Annotated in this window: 13 protein-coding genes; 5 read left to right on the top strand and 8 right to left on the bottom strand. The window is 53.7% G+C overall.

The window, feature by feature from the left end; translation table 11 throughout:
- Positions 1 to 403: 403 nt before the first annotated feature.
- The 5 genes from FF011L_RS16105 to FF011L_RS16085 all read right to left on the bottom strand — a co-directional run bounded on the left by FF011L_RS16105 (position 404) and on the right by FF011L_RS16085 (position 6,400).
- Positions 404 to 1,321, bottom strand: coding sequence for an NAD(P)-dependent alcohol dehydrogenase (locus FF011L_RS16105; RefSeq protein WP_145352654.1), 918 nt, complete (start codon positions 1,319 to 1,321; stop codon positions 404 to 406).
- A 745-nt stretch (positions 1,322 to 2,066) separates the two neighbouring features.
- Entirely contained in the window at positions 2,067 to 3,209 is a 1,143-nt protein-coding gene (locus FF011L_RS16100) for a hypothetical protein (RefSeq protein WP_145352653.1), read from the bottom strand.
- A gap of 600 nt (positions 3,210 to 3,809) precedes the next feature.
- Positions 3,810 to 4,529 carry an alpha/beta fold hydrolase gene (locus tag FF011L_RS16095; RefSeq protein ID WP_145352652.1) on the bottom strand — a complete coding sequence of 240 codons (720 nt, stop codon included), beginning with the start codon at positions 4,527 to 4,529 and terminating at the stop codon, positions 3,810 to 3,812.
- Between the two features lie 71 nt (positions 4,530 to 4,600).
- On the bottom strand, positions 4,601 to 5,164 hold the full coding sequence (locus tag FF011L_RS16090; RefSeq protein ID WP_145352651.1) for a hypothetical protein: 564 nt from the start codon (positions 5,162 to 5,164) through the stop codon (positions 4,601 to 4,603).
- 975 nt (positions 5,165 to 6,139) lie between these two features.
- Positions 6,140 to 6,400 carry a 4Fe-4S dicluster domain-containing protein gene (locus FF011L_RS16085; RefSeq protein WP_145352650.1) on the bottom strand — a complete coding sequence of 87 codons (261 nt, stop codon included), beginning with the start codon at positions 6,398 to 6,400 and terminating at the stop codon, positions 6,140 to 6,142.
- 2 nt (positions 6,401 to 6,402) lie between these two features.
- Here FF011L_RS16085 and FF011L_RS16080 point away from each other — a divergent pair, with 2 nt between their 5' ends.
- A complete protein-coding gene (locus tag FF011L_RS16080; RefSeq protein WP_145352649.1) occupies positions 6,403 to 7,974 on the top strand; it encodes a protein kinase domain-containing protein in 1,572 nt (523 codons plus the stop codon).
- 80 nt (positions 7,975 to 8,054) lie between these two features.
- Here FF011L_RS16080 and FF011L_RS16075 read toward each other — a convergent pair whose 3' ends face one another.
- Entirely contained in the window at positions 8,055 to 8,939 is an 885-nt protein-coding gene (locus FF011L_RS16075; protein WP_145352648.1) for a TIGR02452 family protein, read from the bottom strand.
- A 1,258-nt stretch (positions 8,940 to 10,197) separates the two neighbouring features.
- On the opposite strand from FF011L_RS16075, the gene FF011L_RS16070 reads away from it, so the two are divergent.
- The 4 genes from FF011L_RS16070 (at position 10,198) to FF011L_RS16055 (ending at position 17,038) form a co-directional block, all read left to right on the top strand.
- Positions 10,198 to 13,284: an MrcB family domain-containing protein gene (locus FF011L_RS16070; protein ID WP_145352647.1), complete on the top strand. Its 3,087-nt coding sequence runs from the start codon at positions 10,198 to 10,200 to the stop codon at positions 13,282 to 13,284.
- 2 nt (positions 13,285 to 13,286) lie between these two features.
- Positions 13,287 to 15,758 (top strand): DUF2357 domain-containing protein, encoded by a 2,472-nt coding sequence (locus FF011L_RS16065; RefSeq protein WP_145352646.1) that lies wholly within the window; start codon positions 13,287 to 13,289, stop codon positions 15,756 to 15,758.
- Positions 15,759 to 16,235 (top strand): DUF6884 domain-containing protein, encoded by a 477-nt coding sequence (locus FF011L_RS16060; RefSeq protein ID WP_145352645.1) that lies wholly within the window; start codon positions 15,759 to 15,761, stop codon positions 16,233 to 16,235.
- A gap of 83 nt (positions 16,236 to 16,318) precedes the next feature.
- Positions 16,319 to 17,038, top strand: a complete 720-nt coding sequence (locus FF011L_RS16055) for a phospholipase D family protein (protein ID WP_145352644.1) — start codon at positions 16,319 to 16,321, stop codon at positions 17,036 to 17,038.
- A 239-nt stretch (positions 17,039 to 17,277) separates the two neighbouring features.
- Here FF011L_RS16055 and FF011L_RS16050 read toward each other — a convergent pair whose 3' ends face one another.
- Both FF011L_RS16050 and FF011L_RS16045 read right to left on the bottom strand, forming a co-directional pair.
- Positions 17,278 to 17,940: a DUF2726 domain-containing protein gene (locus tag FF011L_RS16050; RefSeq protein WP_218932670.1), complete on the bottom strand. Its 663-nt coding sequence runs from the start codon at positions 17,938 to 17,940 to the stop codon at positions 17,278 to 17,280.
- 600 nt (positions 17,941 to 18,540) lie between these two features.
- The gene (locus FF011L_RS16045; RefSeq protein WP_145352643.1) at positions 18,541 to 18,720 is read right to left on the bottom strand and encodes a hypothetical protein; all 180 of its coding nucleotides are present in this window, start codon (positions 18,718 to 18,720) and stop codon (positions 18,541 to 18,543) included.
- Positions 18,721 to 18,731 lie beyond the last annotated feature (11 nt).

The raw sequence follows: 18,731 nt of genomic DNA, 5'->3' as shown, positions 1-18,731 counted from the left end.
CGCCTTAAGTAAGAGTATAACGAACTGATCTACACCCCAGAAACTGATCCATGTAACAAGAGAAAATCGGACTAAAATCTGGTCGCATTTCCTTGGCATCGACCGCGCCGTCGATTCATCCAAATTTCTCACCGGCCGTCCGGCCGGCCAGCACTTTCTGGTTCGCCGTCGAAACATGTGCGATGAAGAGTGAATCGGAATCAGTGGTCCGATTCGGGTTCAAGTGCTGGGATAGTTCCATTAAGCAAAACTATGTCGGAGCCGATTCAGCGCAGCCGGTACAAAAAAATGCCAGTGCACCAACTCTTACGCTCTGCAGTTGGTCGAAGCGTGACTTGCCGTCGTAACGACAACTCGTTCAGCTCACCAAGTCAAGCCCGAGCCAATCGCTGGCGTGATGCGTTTATGCTTCGATTACCCTCACGACTCGTTTGCCGACGGTGCGTCCGGATTCCAGGTCCTGCAACGCTTTTGCGACCGAGTCGAGCCGGTAGACTTCCGACACGACAGGCCTTAGCTTTTCATCGCTTACCATTTCGCTAAGCACTTCCAGGTCTTTACGCGTTGGCACCGAGAGATATCGGCAAAGTCGTTGCTTGCTGAACGGCGAAAGAACCAGCGGTTTCAGTAAACGAATCCAGAACGCCAATCCGCTCGCTCCGGTTCCGCTATTGCAGATCAGTGTCCCGGACGGTTTTAGCACGCGACGGATATCTGACAGATTGCGGTTCTCTACATTGTCAAAGATACAGTCGTATTGGTTTCCGGAGTTGGTGAAATCGACTGCGTTGTAGTCGACCACATGGTCGGCACCAAGCGACTTGACCAGTGACGCATTGTTCCCACTGCAAACTCCTGTCACTTCGGCGCCGAACGCTTTGGCAATCTGAACGGCAAAAGTTCCAATGCCGCCCGACGCTCCGTTGATTAGCAACGATTCGCTCGCCTGCAATTTGGCGACATCGCGCAAAGCATGAAGCGCCGCTAGTGCCGACGTGGGCATGGCGGCGGCTTCGACGTGTGACAAGCCATTAGGTTTCGCAGTCAGCTTGTCTTTGGCCACCAAAACAAATTCGGCGCAGCTGCCAGGACATTCGCCGTAAACTTCGTCGCCCACAGCGAAATCGGTGACACCTTCGCCGACCGCTTCGACCACGCCGGAAAAGTCGTAGCCAGGAACCCCGCTTTTCGGTCGGCGCCAACCCGTTTCCATTCGTACAACAAAAGGTGTCCCACGAACCGTGAAGCAATCGCCGATGTGAAGTCCGGCGGCGTGCACTCGCACCAATATTTTGGACGCCTGAACCTCAGGTTTGGGCATATCGCAAACTTGTAAGTTTTGGAGAGGACCATACTGTTTCGCGCAGACAGCTTTCATGATGAAGCGTTTTCTCTTGATACGGTAATGCCGGGTTCTTCGGCTGAAAGTCGAGGCTAGTGAGTCGCCGTATTTTTAAAAGTCCGCGCCGTCGGTCACGAGATGTTTTGGATCAGGCATTTGGCGTCAGCAACAAAGGCAAACAGGAATTGTCGCGGATTTTCGCCAGCAGTGAAAGCTACCAGGCGGTCATCCGTCCAGTCCGGTTTGAGGGAAGTCCTAAACGCGTCGATTCCGGTTGCCAACAAGGATGAATGCTCTCCTTCCGATGCCTCGAAACGAATGCGAGCAAATGGTCCGGCACCTTTCGGAAATGTATTGAGCCCAGCAAGGCAACGAATTTCAGATTGTCGCCTTTCGCTTCGCGAAAGAACGCCCCCTGAAAAGAACTCTCGCGGAGCGAAAGACGACAATCTTCCATCCGGGCAATATATATCCACAGCCCACGGGGCTATAGGCTAATGGATTTTTCGGTTCAGTTCGGATTGCTTCCGCCCTGATTAGGCTGGAATGACTTGCATCGATGCTCTGGGACCCGATCGCAGTGGGAACTAACATGGGCCATTTTGCCCGTCCGTATGCTCTCTGGCTTCCGAAATCGCAAGCGGACGCGACAGCCGTCCGGTCGCTTCGTAAAAAGAGACGCCACCGAATCAGCCGGGCTGTGCCTGAACGGCAGTCACCGTGGTCAACCCTCGAGGGCTTTTCGGATTTCCGCGAGGAGTGCAGGCCGGTTGGAGTACTTGCTTCGTATCTCGTCAGCCTTGGCCCCGGCGTAGACATGACCAAACGCCTCTTGAAGCAGTTTCAAATCGCTGGCGGCTCGTTCGTATGCAGGTCGGTTCTTCTCTTCGATAGCCTTTTCAATCCGGAGGAGAGTTGGATTCGGATCTTTCGTGATGGATTGAATTTGATTCTCATGAATCTTGCGGGCCAAGCGTTCGACCTCGGCTTTTTTTCGAGCGTTCTCAGCTTCTATCGCTTCTTTCCGCTGTATTGTCCGTTCATCGGCTTGCCGCCGCATCTCACGCAGACTCCTGCGACTCTCAGTGGGAGCGATTGGCGAGTGCAGTTCGGCTGCAATTTCCCGGAGCAATCGTTGCGGTTCTTCGTGTGGATTGCATAAAACTCTTTGTAGCATTGCCCTCATTGGTTCGTGGTCTTGGCTTTTCAACCATTCACCAATCCGCTCTGAATTAAGCGATTGGTCCTGTAACTCAGACGAAGCCTCTGACGCCAAGTCCAGTAGATCAATATCCACTTCCAAATAGACGCACAGTCGATCTAGGCTGGGGTGGGATTGTTTTAATCCAGCAGGAACGGGCGGTTCTAAATCATTGTCATCTTCGGCGTCAAACCAAGTGCAGAGAGCCAAGTAGGCCAAATACACCGGTCGCATGTCACCGCGATTGATCATTTCCCACAGTGGAACAAAATCGGACGCTAGAGTTTCAGGGTCCCAGATCTCTTCGGCCATCTCCATGGCGCCATCAGGGGTGATCATCAGCATACCGCCGCTACCCTTCTCATCCGATTGCCAGGATATTTGTTCATCATCGGTGTACTGATCGACCAATTCCGCAAACTGAAATCCGTCGTGAAACCGAAAATAGAGCGTTCGGTTGCCGAAGTTTGAATAATGCACGTGCAAGTCGTAGCCTCGACGGAGCATTTCCAAGGCGTCGCCGTGAAAATCGCCATAGTGGTACTCGTTGGCAAAACGCCACTGGTCAATCTCCGCCCGCGAAGACTGCGTGTGCATGAATTCGATGGCTTCTCGATCAAGCGGTGATTCGATCGCCCTGAATTCGACCCATTGGTATTCGGACATCGGTGCCTCATCCTACTTTGTTGCAACGGAGTATCACATTCGCGAAACCGTATTGTTCGAGGTTGTGCTCCAGCGGTGAAGGGGGCACGCAGGAAATAGGGCGGGCGCCCTTCCGCGAAGATTTTGAATTCGAGCGTCCCTTTCTTAGCGGCACGGCGCAAGCCGTCCGGCCTTTCTTGCAGATTGGTATGCAGGCCGGAGGGCTCGCCATACGTCACGAATAAATTTCACATGCCCCCGCGAAAGAACGCTCCCCTGCAGCTACCTTCGCGGGGGACGTGAAACTTACAGGCAGGATTCAATCCTGCCGACCCAAGTTTGAGTGCAGTGATTTTAGCCCAGCGGGCGGCAGATACTTGCCGTTGGCGTAAGCCAACGGAAACCCGAGCGCGCGCATGAGAAAAGCCCAGCGGGCGACAGACAAGGGTGGTTCTGTCGCCCGCTGGGCTTTCCTTTTCGCGATCCCCATTCCGGTGGCACGTAGTAGAGTCTCTCCGAGACTCGTGGTTACCGAGTTCTCCGCCTCGGAGAGGCGGAGCTACGGCAATGACGTCATCAAAAAAATTCACTCCCCCGCGAACACTAACAGTCCTTCACACCCTACCCATCCTGTCCCGGTTCGTTGCTGTCGTCTGCAGCAGCCGATGGTGACGTAAGCTGGCTAACGATTTGCCGGATGTAGGAGTTCACCTCGTCTGGGTGAGTTAGCGAAAGCAGATGCCCGCCGCCCGCGACAATTCTGTCGGCGGAGGTATATCGCAGCGGGAGTATCCAGTCGCGGTCGCCATGCAGATGAAAGACGGGGCAAGAAACGTTCGGTGCGATTGACCAATCCAAGATCCGTGACAAAGACCACTTGAAGACTACCGGGTCTGAGTCGCGAAATTGACTGGCAAATCCATATACAATCGGTGCATGTCGCCGCACGATTCGGATCGTGAGCGGTCGAATGAGGAACTGCAGAAGCCGGATCGGAATCACGGGAACCAGGAAACGAAACGGTCGAGCACAGCGGGCGTAAAGTGGTAGTTCTGACGGCGATATAATGCTTCCGATCAGGATGACGGCTTTGGCGTCGACATGTTCCGCCAGATGTAAGGCGACGATGCCGCCAAAAGACGCACCACCGATGAAGCAAGGCTCGCTGTCGAGTGTTGCTGCTAAGCGTCGGGTGTAGTCGTTTAGAGACTCGGATCGTTCTGGAACCAACCAACGCGGGCAATTTAGTTGCGGAAAAGCAACCTTCTGCGGCGTAAAGATTCGAGCGTCCGCGGCAAGCCCTGATAGCAGGACCAACGGCGATTTCGGTTCAGTTACCATAGCGGCCCTTTTTCGTGCTCATCTTTAAAAATCGCTGCATATGCCGATTGAGATTCGATTCACATGATCTTTCATGCGTCGTCCTCGTCCTCGTCTTCGCGTTCTTGCAACGCATCGGTAAGTTGAACCATGGAGTGGCCAAGTTCGTTGGCATTTTGCTGTACCTGTTCTTTCCATTCATCCTCGGTCAGCTCAAACGCTCGCTCTCCGATCCGCTCGACCTCCAGTCGTGTGCTTTGAATCACGATGCGGCCGTTGGCGTTGCTGAACCACTCCAAGTACAGACACTTGCGCCAAGTGAACGGCGGCTTTTCACCAGCCACTAAGCGACGCACCAATTCGCTGTCGGACATTTCATGGTGTTTGACCATCTGGTCCGCGGTGATGTCACCGACGTGGCCGGATTGGTCGAGACTAATATCCGGATTGTCGGGCGACGTATCAGGTTCAGGCAGTTCCGGTTCTATGCGATTAATGCGAAATTTCCAGCCAGCCAGGTCTGGGTGGCAGTTGCCGGCCAATTTAAGTTGTAGTCGCTGGTCGATCCCTTCAAGTTCCAGCCAGCCGATCGTCCAGCCGAGTGTGGAGTTATCAAGTTCGCCAGCCTTCACAAGTCGTTCAGGTCGCCATGCCATATCAGAACCATGGGGGCAAGAGTTTCATAACGGATACGGTCGTGATTTTAACATAGTTATTCCAGTCGAGTGTCCCCTCTTAGCGGCACGGCGCAAGCCGTCCGGCCTTTCTCGCGGATTGGATACCGGGCCGGAGGGTTCGCGCCCAACCGCTAAGAATTTGAATTCGAGCGTCCCTTCTTAGCGGCACGGCGCAAGCCGTCCGGCCTTTCTTGCAGATTGGTATGCAGGCCGGAGGGCTCGCGCCCAACCGCTAAGAATTTGAATTCGAACGTCCCTTCTTAGCGGCACGGCGCAAGCCGTCCGGCCTTTCTTGCAGATTGGATACCGGGCCGGAGGGCTCGCGCCCTTCCGCTAAGATTTTGAATTCGAGCGTCCCTTCTTAGCGGAACGGCGCAAGCCGTCCGGCCTTTCTTGCAGATTGGTATGCAGGCCGGAGGGCTCGCGCCCAACCGCTAAGAATTTGAATTCGAGTGTCCCTTCCTAGCGGCACGGCGCAAGCCGTCCGGCCCTTCTTGCGGAGTCATTACCGGGCCGGAGGGCTCGCGCCCTTCCGCTAAGAATTTGAATTCGAGCGTCCCTTCTTAGCGGAACGGCGCAAGCCGTCCGGCCCTTCTTGCGGAGTGGTTACCGGGCCGGAGGGCTCGCGCCCTTCCGCTAAGAATTTGAATTCGAACGTCCCTTCTTAGCGGCACGGCGCGAGCCGTCCGGCCCTTCTTGCGGAGTGGTTTGCAGGCCGGAGGGCTCGCGCCCAACCGCTAAGAATTTGAATTCGAGCGTCCCCTCTTAGCGGCACGGCGCAAGCCGTCCGGCCTTTCTCGCAGATTGGTATGCAGGCCGGAGGGCTCGCGCCCTTCCGCTAAGATTTTGAATTCGAACGTCCCTTCTTAGCGGAACGGCGCAAGCCGTCCGGCCTTTCTTGCAGTATCCACTAAATCGACTGCCTGCATTCGGCGGTCGCTTGCCGAAGTCGGTTCATTCGTGTGCAGACGGACACGTCGCTGACTTTACGGCATTTAGTTCGATAAAGCTTTTCCATTGGTCCGGTACATCGTCTTCGTGGAAGATTGCTTCCGTCGGGCACTCCGACACGCAGGCTCCGCAGTCGATGCATTCGTCCGGATCAATGTAGACCATCGGCTCGTCTTCGTTGCTGTGAAAGCATTCGACCGGGCAGACCGGGAGGCATGCTTTGTCTTTGCACCCTATGCAGGGATCGGTAACCACCATCGCCATTCTTGTCTCTCCTCTTGTATAACGGTGTTGCCACCGCTGGTGTAGATGTTCATCACGGTGGCGAAGCACCGTGTCGTCTAGGAAGTGAGAAAGCGAGTTTGGAACCGGACAGCAACCACGAAAAAGAAACCGAAATTTTCGAATCGATCACGGATCGGCCGGATGGTTGGTTGCTGCACGCCTGGAAAGCAGGTGATGAACGAGCTGCCAACGTCCTGTTCGATCGCTACGCAATACGTTTGGTGGCCTTGGTGGCCAGTCGCCTGAACCGACGTTTCCGCGGCTCGATGGATCCGAGCGAAATCGTTCAGTCCGCAATGGGCAGCTTCTTTGATGCCGCCAGACAGAGTCGCATTCAAGTCAGTGTTAGTGTTTCGCTGTGGCGATTGCTCGCAACATTTGCACGTCGCAAAATGGCCCGGTCCATCGAGCGTCAGACGGCGCTCAAACGAGGCGGCGATCTGGGCCGATTTGCCCTCGATGATGTCCAGCCTCAAGCCGCCAGCGACAACACCTCCAGTGCCAATGATCAGGCGGGCGAATTCCTCGCGATTCTGAAGGCAGAATTGCCAGACGATTTAGTGGAAATCGTTGAGGGCGTCCTGGCAGGCCAGACGCAACGAGAACTGGCCCAGACGCTTGGCATCGACGAACGAACCGTGCGTCGCCGCCTGTCGCGAGTGCGTAACCGGCTCGCCCCGGATACCACGATCACGAAGGACGCCGCACACGTGGCACGAAGCACGCCGACACTGCCGCGAGTTCAATACAACCAGTTTGTGCTCGGCAAACTGATCGGCAGCGGTGGTTTTGGAAAAATCTATCGTGCCAGCATGCAGTCCGACGGCCGCATCGTTGCCGTAAAATTTTTGCGGAAAGCGTTCTGGCAGAGCGAAGGTGCTCGCCGGTCGTTTTTGCGAGAGATCAATATCGCTTCGAAAATCACGCACCCCGGCGTCATTCGCTATCTCGGGTACGGTGAATCGCCCCATGGGGGACCGTATGTTATCAGCGAGTGGATCGAGGGGCATTCACTGCAAGATGTCGTCGATGCCGCACCGAAACGGATAGTTGATTTGCTGCTGCAGGTTTGTGAAGCGATCCAAGCCGTGCATCGCGCGGGCCTGGTCCACGGCGATCTGACTCCGACGAACGTTCTTGTCGATGCGGAAGATCGAGTCACGATTACCGACTTTGGTTTTTCACAAGCCTCATCGCGATCGGCGTCTGAAGGTTTCAGCGGGTCTCAAGTCCTTGGTGGAACGTTGGGGTTCGCTGCACCCGAGCAGATCGACCCCGCGTTCGGTTCCATTGGCCCCAAAACCGACATCTACGCCATCGGTGGGCTCCTCCACTGGCTTCTGCTCAAAAAGCCTCCCAACGCAGGTGAAAGTTTGCAGGAAGCTATGGCGGTTACACTTTGGGACCTCAAGTTAGGATCCTCTGCCATCAGCACGGTTCCGGAACCGTTTCGGCGTATCATGCTCAATACGCTTCGCACTTCACCCGCTGAGCGTCAGCTGAATCTTACTGATATTATTGGTGAACTGTCCGCAGCATCAAATGACGTCTAGCTGGTAAAGAATCCGCCCTGCTCGGACCGATGGCAAAACCACGTCGTCGATTCCCGGCCCTGAACTGACGTACGAGTTGGTCACGCATCCGAAAACACATCGCAGAACGGGCGCAAGTACCTGCGCTGCGGCGACCAATCCGTGATGGCAAAGACCACGTGTGAGAAAGCTCCAGCAAAATCGCTTTCGAGGGCGGTTCGAAAATCTTTTGCGGTTTGCAGCGGATCATTTGCGAACACACCACATCCCCACGCGCCCAGCACGAGCGACTCGTACCGGTAGGCTTCTGCGATCGAGAGCACGCGGTGAATCCGTTGGCGAAGCATAGGTTCTGCAGTCAGTCGCCCGACGGTCGGCGCATACGGCGCTGCACAGGTCAGAAAGCTGAGTGACCAGGGTTTATCGCATTCCATGCCCGCATCGTTTCGGAAAACGGGTACGTCAGGCGACAGGATGGCCCAATCGCTTGAAGCGGCCGGATCGTGATTGCGATGGAAGTCGTACATCGGATCGTCGAACAGAGTCGCGTACAGCGCACTCGATCGGCAAAGCGTCTCCTCTTGAGCGGTCGCACCCCTCAAAAAACCACCACCGGGCTCGACGCCGTTTGCAAAGTTAAGAGCCAACGGGCGATGCCCCTGCTCGACCAGTGCAGAAGCGGCGGACAGAGTGGTTCGATTCACAACGGTCACCAAAGTCTCCGCATGCCCGCCACCTTCCGATCCTCGTCCAGTTTCCGGAAGAGTCGCATCGGAAGGAATCGAAATCTTAGCCGCTTCGGCCGCCTCAATTTCGCCCGACCAATCGACCAACCCATCATCGGTCAGGTATTCGCCATTATCGATAGCATCAAGAGCCGAACGTCCAAGCGACTCCGCAATCTCATAGCGAATTTCAAGAACACGCCGGTTCTCACCAGCCAATTCATCCGAATCAACACACGAACCAAATCGCAATTTACTCATCACGTTTTCTCCCGGTTACCTCGATCGCACAGTCTGCACTCAACAGAATATAACCATATTCAGTTCGGGGCCCTTCATCTCGGAGATACACCACCATTTTCCACCGTTGCAACGCTATAGACTGAGCAAGCAATATCAGCCGTCAACAGCGTCGGCGTGCCGGTCAGCGAGTAATGTCCCAAAAAAGGGGGTGCCTTCATGGAATCAATCATGCCTTCTGTAGAACCCGCTTTCATCGCGACATCTCGTACGTCCACTGGTCCAAATTGCTATTCAAAGCAAATTCGCCCCCGCTGATTGTTCATCCCATTTAATTCAAACGGCGTTTGGAGATTATTAGCCTTTCTCACTACATGACTCACGCACTGACAAGTTCAACACAGGTACTTTGCGGACATCGTCAATTGCAGAATAGAGGTCAATTACAGTTCGTGCTGATTTCACTACGAGATCAGCGTTGACTCGTGCCAACGATTCAAGCGATTCATTGATCGACTGAATCTGTTCATCCTGCCAATCCGCATGCGCCTCGCAAATAATCACGGAGCGCAATCGGATTCGTTGGACCTTGCTGTGGTGCAAAATCCTGACGTCTATCTGTTGCGCAAGATCGGCTCGGGTAAGGGCGAAGCTAATTCGAAACTTCATTTTGGTTGTGTTTGCAAAATTCTATCGGCCGCGTATCAACAAAACTTTTAGACCGACAACGGTCTAGTTCGATAGGTGATTGTGGCACCCCTGAACTGACCGTATGCTGTTGGGACTCTTCTTTCAAATTGCAACATTGTTTAAGACTCCGAAGTCCCGTTTTTTGATGAGCACATTCTTGCCCTTCCTTGCGAGTACCCGAGTATGCATTGGGAGCTCATTGTTTCGAGCTCAAGTGCAAGTAGGTGAACCTTTTTATGTCTAGTGTGGAAAGCTTACTTCGGCTTCTCTTCGTATTTTTGGATAGACGGGCCGTTTTCGTGCATCCCTCTCAAGAAGCGATTGGCGAAATGCTTTATAAAGTGCCAGCTCGTGTGTGGAGTACGGCGCGATCAGGCAAGACGATTAAGGCACTTCATCGGGCGGCTGGCCTCGCTTTACGATCTGACGAAGTACGGAGCTTGATGAATATTTTCTGGGGCTCGCTAGGCGTAAACCTGCGACGTCGTCTACTCTGCGTTTCCTGCGATCGATCAAGAGGTCAGCTGGTGGTCAACGCGATTGATCCTTACTCGTCTTTCTTGAATGATATTGAAGGAGCAGCAAAGGCGTGAAGTATCAGATTAACGATGATGAGGCCAGTCAATGGGCTCCATTTTGGGCGTCCTGTTCGCAACTTCTAACCATCTATCCCGATCGTCCGGCGACGATGAGCGGGGACGCGGAAGCGAAACAGCTGGAACGTCAGCTGAAAGAACGGGGAGCCGAGTTGCTCTCGGTGCTTTGTGACAACGAGCACTGGGTCGTAGAGGCCTCGGTTGGTAAAGGTAATTGGGCAGCGGTTCCCTGGGTTGCTTTCTTCGACAGCCGCGAAACCACCAGCGCCCAAAAGGGTGTCTATCCTGTCATTCATTTTTCCTCCGAAACTTCGGTGGGGATTCGCATTGGATTGGGGGTTGCTGCAACCGCTTTTCGAGGCCGCGAGGACGAAAAAGCGGGCGAAGTTTGGGAGGAGCTTGGTAGTGAGAGCCGGCAGGAATTGACGGAGTCTGGGTTCGTGGATGTGGTTAGCGGTACAGCCGAGCGAACAGCGATTGGTTCTGGCGGGTTAGCACGGCGTTACGACAAAGGGATGGTGTTCGAGCAATTTGTCGATCTTGATAAAATCAAGGGCTCACCGATTGAGTTGACTCAGTCGCTTAAGACACTGATGAGCACTTATAAGCAGTGGGTTGAAGAACGACTGATTCTACCAGAGAAAACTGACTTTGTTGGTTTAATGCAAGTGCTGGCAAACGAACGCGTTGTGTTGGTGAGCCCTAAGCAAGGCAGCCGCTACTGCATCAGCGATGTCGATGATCGTGGATGTACGGTTCAGCGTCTTGATTCAGAAAGCCCGGCCCGAGTCACGGCGTCTGCCTTTGAGTCGAGACTTGCGTGGCTTAGGCAGAATGGCGGCGAAGCTCATCGAAAAGAGATTGATAACACCGTCGCTGTTCAAATCCTTTACTTGCAGATGCCAGAAATAGGTCTGAAGGCTGACCGGCAAATGGCGATCGCGTTTCAAGACGATCGCCAGCGAGCGGACAACTTCATCTCGCTGATAAAGTCGATGCAGACGGTCAAGCTTTACAAACCGGTGATTCTGGCGTTGGTGATCGAGGCGATTCGTGATGAAGAACTGCTGGACAATAACATTCATTTCGGTTGGTTGCTGCCTCGATTCATCACACGAATGCGAGAGCACGGCGAAGAGATCGGTGAGCAACAGTTGGCTGAAGGGTTTGGCCGCCTGGCAAGTGATCTTTTTTGGATGCTCGCTCATCACGACACAAATGAGTTGCTCGATGTTTCAGCCCCGACGCCAGCGAAAATCAGGGAAAAGGTGTCACATGCTCGGCTTCAGGAGGCCTATTGGCAGATGCTGCAGGATGGGGATTGTCAATCGCGAGTTCTTGATGCGATTAAAACTAAGTGGTGGCCTAACAAGACGGTGGTGAATGCGATGCCGAAATATTGGTTGTTAGCTCCGGGCGAGGGCGGCGTTCTTTGGGACCTTTGGCAAACGGCTGGCATCATCAATATCGGATGGAAAGAAGTTGGCGATCTCTCGAATTTCGATAGCGTTGATGCGGTTGCGGCACGCGCGTCTGAAACCTACCCAGATTACGGAAGCAAGGCAGTCGCTCGCATGCTTTGGCACTTTTGCGAGAAGATGACCCCGGGGGATGTTGTTTTTGCAAAGAGAGGTCGGAGCGGAGTTTATGGTTGGGGCGTGATCACGGGCGGTTACGAGTACCGCGACCAGGATGTTCCGCATCCGCACGTGCGCACCGTCGATTGGAAAAGTGACAAGGAGGTCGACATGCCGACAACGCTTGTCTTAGCTATGCATACGCTTTCGCCAATGGAATCAAATCAGCCGTTTCTCTGTGAAATGCGGCGTACGTATGAAGGTGTACCCGGACTGGAAGGATTGGATTGCGGTGAAGAAATCGACCCGCCGGTGATCGTACCGCCAGCTGAAACCGATCTGGCGGAGGCGACGAGCAATTTGATTGACGCGATTGCCGCGAAGGGGTTCATATTTCATCCGTGGCAGATTGCGACGTACATCACGGCGATGCGTACGAAACCGTTCGTGATTTTGGCGGGCGTTTCGGGTACGGGGAAATCAAAGCTGCCGGCTTTGGTAGCGGAGTTGACGACTGGCAAAATCGATCGCGTTTCGGTTCGGCCCGACTGGACGGACAGTTCGGATGTGCTGGGCTACGTTGATTTGCAGGATGGATTCCGCCCGGGTGTTGTATTGAAGGCAGCGAGGGGCGCTTCGACGGACACGGAACGATTTTGTGTTTGTTTGTTGGATGAAATGAATATCGCTCGCGTCGAACACTATTTTGCGGAAGTGCTTAGTGCGATCGAGGACCGAAAGAAGTCTCTCTCGGGAGGATATGAATCGACGAAGCTGGTCGCACAAACATTGCCATCAACATTCCAACAATGGCAAGAGCAGACCATGCCAGCAAACTTTGGGATCGTCGGAACGGTAAACATGGACGAGAGTTCGCACGGTTTCAGCCGCAAAGTGCTGGACCGTGCATTCACGCTGGAACTGTCTGAAGTCGACTTGGACTTGGATCAGTCCACTCCGTCTGACGCATCAGTGGATCCGGTTTATTGGCCGGCATCGTTTTGGCATTGCCGGGCAACACGAATTTCAGAGTGCGACCATGGTGACTCCCGTTTTCAGGACGCCGCCGCTCGCGCGACGACGGTTCTTCAAGATGCCAACAAATGCTTGGTCCACAGTCAGTTGCAGGTTGGTTACCGGACACGCGATGAAGTCATCTTATTCCTGTTGAACGCGGATGATTTGACGGATTCGTTTATCACACGCAATGGCGAACGTGTCGATCCATTGGACCTCGCTTTAATGATGAAAGTGTTGCCGCGCTTGGTTGGGGGAAGCAACGCGATTCGGCGAACCATGATTGGGTTGTTGGGATTGGCTCATGGTCAGTCGGTAAGCCAGTTGGCGAGCGATTCGGATGATGCCGAGACCGCGGTTGAAAGTTGGGCCAAAGCGGGCCGACCCGACGCGATCGAGCATGCGACTTATCCGCGCACCGCATCACGGCTTTGCTTGATGTGGGAGCGATTGACGTCCGAAGGCTACACATCGTTCTGGTTGTAGCCATGAAGCACCTGTTCTGTATCGCTACGAATCGTTTCACCCTTGATTGGCATCGTGTTCGCCAAAGCGACCACGCCGTGTTGGCTCATTCGATGCCGGTCATGGGGCGTTTACAGTTGATTTCTCACGGCAGTGGTCTGCAGTGGCGTGATTCAATGATGCGAAGTGGTGTGCCGCAAGCCGTTGCCACTGACGCCAGCGATACAAACGGGCCACCGCTGTACGAACAGACCGAATACCAGCTTTACCTTCGCGGCGCAAACGAAGGCGACACGGTCGAGATTCGCCACCGCGATCCGGTGATCACGCGGGCATTGAACTCGCAAGAGAACGGACGGGTGGTTCATGGTAGCGTGAATTTCCGGGGACAAATCGGACGAAGCCTGTTCTCGATATACGTAAATGGAAATCGAACGCTCGATTTTGAAGTCGAAGTCTTTCCAACGAAGATCGACTACAAATCGGACTACCAAGACATCGTCGCCGATGTGCAGTCGATTCTGACAAACCTCGCTTACGAATACCTGCGGTCGACTCACCAGATGGGCAAACTGTCCAGTGATCGTCCGCCATCGAAGCTCGAGTGGCTGGTCTTGATCGAACAGATCATTGACGAACTCGACACGGCGATGAATCACATTGCTCAGCGACCAACGCGAGCGCTAGTCCGGCGTGAGCGAACATCTCGGCTGGAACGGATCCGAAAAGTGGATTCGCGCGTGCGGGCGCAGGTTCGCCGCGGCCAGGGTAAAGGCTCACTTGTCCGCCTTAACGGCATCTCTGTCCGTGAGCAGATCGTTGAGCGACCGGCGGAGTTAACGCTCGACACAATGGAACACCGCTGGTTGCGTAATCAACTGGTCGATGTGCAGCGAACACTCGGTCAGATTGCGAACATTTACGATTCCGAAGCCGAATTGACGTCTCGACGAAAGCGAACGTTGGATGGCATCACTCGTTTGAAGAGTCGTGTGTCGCGGCTGCTGAACCTGGAACCAATCAAAGAAGCAGACGGCGATCCGCCGATCGGTTTCGCTTCCCTGCAACTGGTGTCGGCACCGGGTTACCGTGAAGCGTATCGGCTGCTGATGTTTTTGAAGATGGGTTTGCGTCTGGAAGGCGATCTGATTCAGTTGGCGGTTAAAGATTTGGAGGTGCTATACGAGTACTGGACGTATCTGACCGTTGTTCGCATCCTCCAAGATGAACACGGTCCGCCGCAGAATCTTGACTCGCTGTTCCGCGTTCGATCGTCCGGCTTGTCAGTTCAGTTGAAGCAGGGGGAGACGCAGCAAGTTGCATTCTCAACTGGAAAGCATCGAAAGATTCGGGTGAAGTACAACCCGCAGTTTTCAAATCATGACACAACTCTGATTCCTCAGAAGCCGGACATTTTGATTCGGTTCGAGGAAGACGGCTGGCCCATCATTCAGTTGGTCGCGGATGCCAAGTATCGCATCGACGCGACGGATAACTATCGCAAGCAATTTGGCGCGTTTGGCCCGCCTGCTGACGCAATCAATGTTCTACATCGTTACCGCGATGCGATCCTGGAAATTGACCAAAGTGAATCGGATACGTTTGAGTTAAAGCGTTCTGTCATTCAAGCGGCGGCATTGTTTCCGATGAATCCATCGCCTGACGAGAATTTTCATGACAGCCGCTTGTGGGAATCCCTGGAGCGACTCGGTGTCGGGGCGATTCCGGTACTGCCCAGCAATACTGCTTTCTTGAAAGAATGGTTGCTTTCGGCCGTTCGCCAAGGCGGTTGGTCGATGGCCGACCGGGCGATTGCGAATTCGGCGGACGAGAGATCGCGTGACTGGCGAATCGCGGCCAGCGAAGCGGTTCTGATTGGAACGCTGCGTGCGCCCGGCACACGAGAGCATTTCGATTGGGTGATGTCGGAACGAGTTTACTACCAACCTTACGCCAAAACACAACCACGACAATATCATGTTAAGCAGGTTGCGATCTACACGCCCGCTAGCTTGGGCAGTCCGGGGATCCGACACGTGGCCGACGTTCGTTCGTTCGAAATTGTGGATCGCTCGGACATCGCGACCCCGTGGCCGCCTCGTCGCAACGAACTCATGGTGCTATATCGTTTAAGCCCCATCCGTCCAATGAACCGTGATATTGAGTTCACCGCCCAGGACTTCATGCCGACGCAGGGACGCTGGACAACAAGGTTGGGGCTGGAACGAGCAAGGTCCGTTTCTGAAGTTGCGTTGGAGACTGAGCCGGAATGGCGATTACTGGAATGGTTGCGTGCTACCAATAAACAGTTTTCTGTTCGGCTCGCGTCTGCCAAGAACCAAGACGCTCAGAATCCCAAGGGCCGAGCTTGGTTCCATTTTGAATCAGGCGATCGGGTTCGCTTCGACGGGACAAACGGTTTTCTCTGGCGTCCTAAGGATGGCGATGAGCGTTACTTCTCGCTGAGAGACTTTATCCAGCATCAGGAAACCTAAATGTCATCCGACAAATTCCATGTAAATTCCATTCTCGTCGTCGTGCCATGCGGGAGGGCGAAGATCTGGGCCAAGCAGCCCACTGTCGGGCCGATTTTTGCGAAAGATGCCTATACCGGCTCACCGTTTAAAGTAAATCGGAAATATGCGGAACGAAAGGGGAACAACTGGATCATCCTCAGTGCGAAGTACGGCTTCATCTTGCCCGACTTCGAGCTTCCTGGTCCGTATGAAGTCACCTTCAAACGGAACTCGTCTGGTCCCGTCTCCACAGAAATACTTAAGCAGCAAGTCGCGATGATGAAACTCGACCAATACGCGGACGTGATTGGACTCGGAGGCAAGGAATATCGAGCCGCAATCGTCGCTGCATTTGAGAGCACTAGAGTTGAACCAACGTTCCCGTTCGCCGGCCTCCCTATCGGCAAGGCGATGCAAGCGACTAAACAAGCGAGTGAACAGTCCGAAGATTCGTAAACGTGTAGTCGACTTCTCGGATTCGATCGGATTTAATATTCTCTTTCCTCAAACAACCTTTATTTGAACAGGGGCAAAATTACGTGGCAAAATTCCTCGATACGACCGGTGTGAACTTTTACTTGCAGAACCTAATCAAGGATGCAAGCGTTCAATTGGTTCTTGTAAGTCCGTACCTTCAGCTAAACGACCGCATTCGTGAGCTGCTGGAAGATAAAAACCGATTGAAGATTGATGTGCGAATCGTTTACGGGAAGGTTGAGCTAAGACCGGACGAGATCACTTGGCTACGTAACCTGGATCTGGTCCGTACCAGTTTCTGCAAGAACCTCCATGCGAAGTGTTACATGAGCGAGCACGGATGTATTGTGACGAGTATGAATCTCTATGAGTTCAGTCAAGTCAACAATAATGAAATGGGGATCTATTTCGATGCTACTGACGATCGACAGCTCTATTCGGACGCGAAGGAAGAGGTCCAGCGAATCCTTCGAGTCAGTGACACGGTGCGGATGTCAGCCGAGCGAGTAGAGGATCCGCCAATCGTTTCAGTTGAGCCAACGCCACTGCCGAACCCTGATTCAAGCGAAAAGAAATACGACAAGTTGACAACTTCGAAACTTGCTAAGCAGATGGGCGTCAAGACCAAGGAACTGTTAGAAAAGTTGATCGCCACGGGACTCGTGGAAGACAAGGACGGCACGCCGTACCTAACCGAAAAAGGTAAAGCTGCTGGAGGCGAATTTCGCACCAGCCCGCGTTTCGGACCCTATTTCATTTGGCCCGCCGACTTGATGGTTTAAAAGAGAGGCTTGACGAGTGCGAATTATTGTCGTTGCTCACAAGCAATTCACTAAAACAATTGCAGCTAAATGAAACGCCGCATTGTATTTAGGGATGGTTTTGCAGATGCCGTCGCAGCTCTTCTTTTCAGTGGCTCGCTTTTGGTGAGCATTCCATGGCCATCGGCAAGGTGATGCAAGCGACTAGACAAGCAATTAATAATTCTGCTAACCAGAAATTGACCGAACATATCCGCGAGTTAGTCGATACCTATGATTTCGCGGCATTGTGGGTAGTTGGTACAAGCCCAGAAATGCTTGCCGGCGTGTGCTCCCTTTGCGGCTTTGCGTTGGACCATTGCGGTATGGCATTTCGGACAGGAGGGGGCGTTTGATTTCGTCGGCAATGGTGGTGGAGCTGGCGAGGTATTTGCCTCGTCGGGTAAAAAACTCGTGATTTGTTGTTGGACTTCTGCGATCGAATAGGTACGAGCGGCTGTGATGTGCAGGATGGACAGGCCAGCGGTCGCGAGTGCTTGATCGAGAAACGCGTCACGATCTTGTCGGTCTTTGCGATCGTGGCTGGCGTCGTCGAGTTCGACGGCCAAGACCGGCTGCATGGTTATCGGGTCGCAGAGCAGAAAGTCGAGGTGCTTGCTGCTGATCTTATTCTCGTATTTGCGGCTCTCGTCGCTTCGCGGAACATACAGCACATCCCATAGTCGCACCTTGTTGTTGATCGAGTAGGTTTGCCCGACCGCTTGTTCAAGAACGCGATAGAAGGCCAACTCGGCGGCTGACAGGAAGTTGTCGCGTACACGGTATGGAAGATCTTGATTTTTACTTCCCGGTCCGGCTCCGCTACCGATGCCCAACAGTTTCAGAAAGATCCCCAGGCAGCCACTTTGTTGCGATCTCGCCATAGTTCATTGCCCTTGCGTCACGTAAAAATTACAGTGATGCAGTCTACCAAATCAAGAGTTCGCCTTGCATCATGGATCGGAGCTACCCTCGATCAAAGCATCGAATGTCAGACCATCGTCTGAATCCGTTTTCTGTGGAACTCAAGCACCGCTGGGTTTACAGCACTCCTTTTTTCGAGAACACTCCGCATGAAGAAATAGCTTATTCCTGACATTCACAACGAACATCTCGGATTGCAGGCTCCGGAAGTGGACTTGGTGATTCATTGCGGTGATGAGTCGACGCATGGCAACAACTGGGGAATGTCCCCGAACCTTGCCGCTTCTTTGATTGGTAACTTTCTCTAGACATTGAGTCCAAGTTAGTCGTGCCAACCAATCAATCGACTGCGGGGGAGCAGAGAATGGTGCAGCGTCGACGCTGTAGTATGAGTTCAATAGCTCTGCATCGCGACGGGGCCTTGCGGGAGAATTTTGGTGTTGGTCTTTTGGGAATTGTGAGTTGCTTCACAACCTTTGGGACGCGGCCTTGGGAGAATGCAATTGCCGCGTTGGGAATGGATTGTTTTGTTTGACCAAACCTGGCGGTCGTTGCTGTCGCTAATTCGAGGTGCCTGAGCCCTGCGGTGGAGTCTTTGGTGTGTTTGGCGTGCTCGGTTGATCGTCGGTGCTTGCTGCGGCCGGTGAGTCTACCGGTTCCGGCGAACTGCTTGGGGTGCAGCCGAGCAACGGAGTGCAAAATAGGATCGCCAACAGGGTACGTTGCAGGGTCTTGAACATCGTTCTTTCCT

This window comes from Roseimaritima multifibrata (assembly GCF_007741495.1).
Taxonomy (GTDB): domain Bacteria; phylum Planctomycetota; class Planctomycetia; order Pirellulales; family Pirellulaceae; genus Roseimaritima; species Roseimaritima multifibrata.
The sequence above is the reverse complement of the archived record's forward strand: the minus strand, read 5'-3'. Positions and strand labels throughout refer to the sequence as shown.

Excerpts from the sequence above, each read along its gene's own strand:
- FF011L_RS16065 (WP_145352646.1), top strand. The coding sequence starts at position 13,287 with ATGAAGCACCTGTTCTGTATCGCTACGAATCGTTTCACCCTTGATTGG.
- FF011L_RS16060 (WP_145352645.1), top strand. The coding sequence starts at position 15,759 with ATGTCATCCGACAAATTCCATGTAAATTCCATTCTCGTCGTCGTGCCA.
- FF011L_RS16105 (WP_145352654.1), bottom strand. The coding sequence starts at position 1,321 with ATGCCCAAACCTGAGGTTCAGGCGTCCAAAATATTGGTGCGAGTGCAC.
- FF011L_RS16045 (WP_145352643.1), bottom strand. The coding sequence starts at position 18,720 with ATGTTCAAGACCCTGCAACGTACCCTGTTGGCGATCCTATTTTGCACT.
- FF011L_RS16090 (WP_145352651.1), bottom strand. The coding sequence starts at position 5,164 with ATGGCATGGCGACCTGAACGACTTGTGAAGGCTGGCGAACTTGATAAC.
- FF011L_RS16050 (WP_218932670.1), bottom strand. The coding sequence starts at position 17,940 with ATGGCGAGATCGCAACAAAGTGGCTGCCTGGGGATCTTTCTGAAACTG.
- FF011L_RS16085 (WP_145352650.1), bottom strand. The coding sequence starts at position 6,400 with ATGGCGATGGTGGTTACCGATCCCTGCATAGGGTGCAAAGACAAAGCA.
- FF011L_RS16095 (WP_145352652.1), bottom strand. The coding sequence starts at position 4,529 with ATGGTAACTGAACCGAAATCGCCGTTGGTCCTGCTATCAGGGCTTGCC.
- FF011L_RS16075 (WP_145352648.1), bottom strand. The coding sequence starts at position 8,939 with ATGAGTAAATTGCGATTTGGTTCGTGTGTTGATTCGGATGAATTGGCT.
- FF011L_RS16100 (WP_145352653.1), bottom strand. The coding sequence starts at position 3,209 with ATGTCCGAATACCAATGGGTCGAATTCAGGGCGATCGAATCACCGCTT.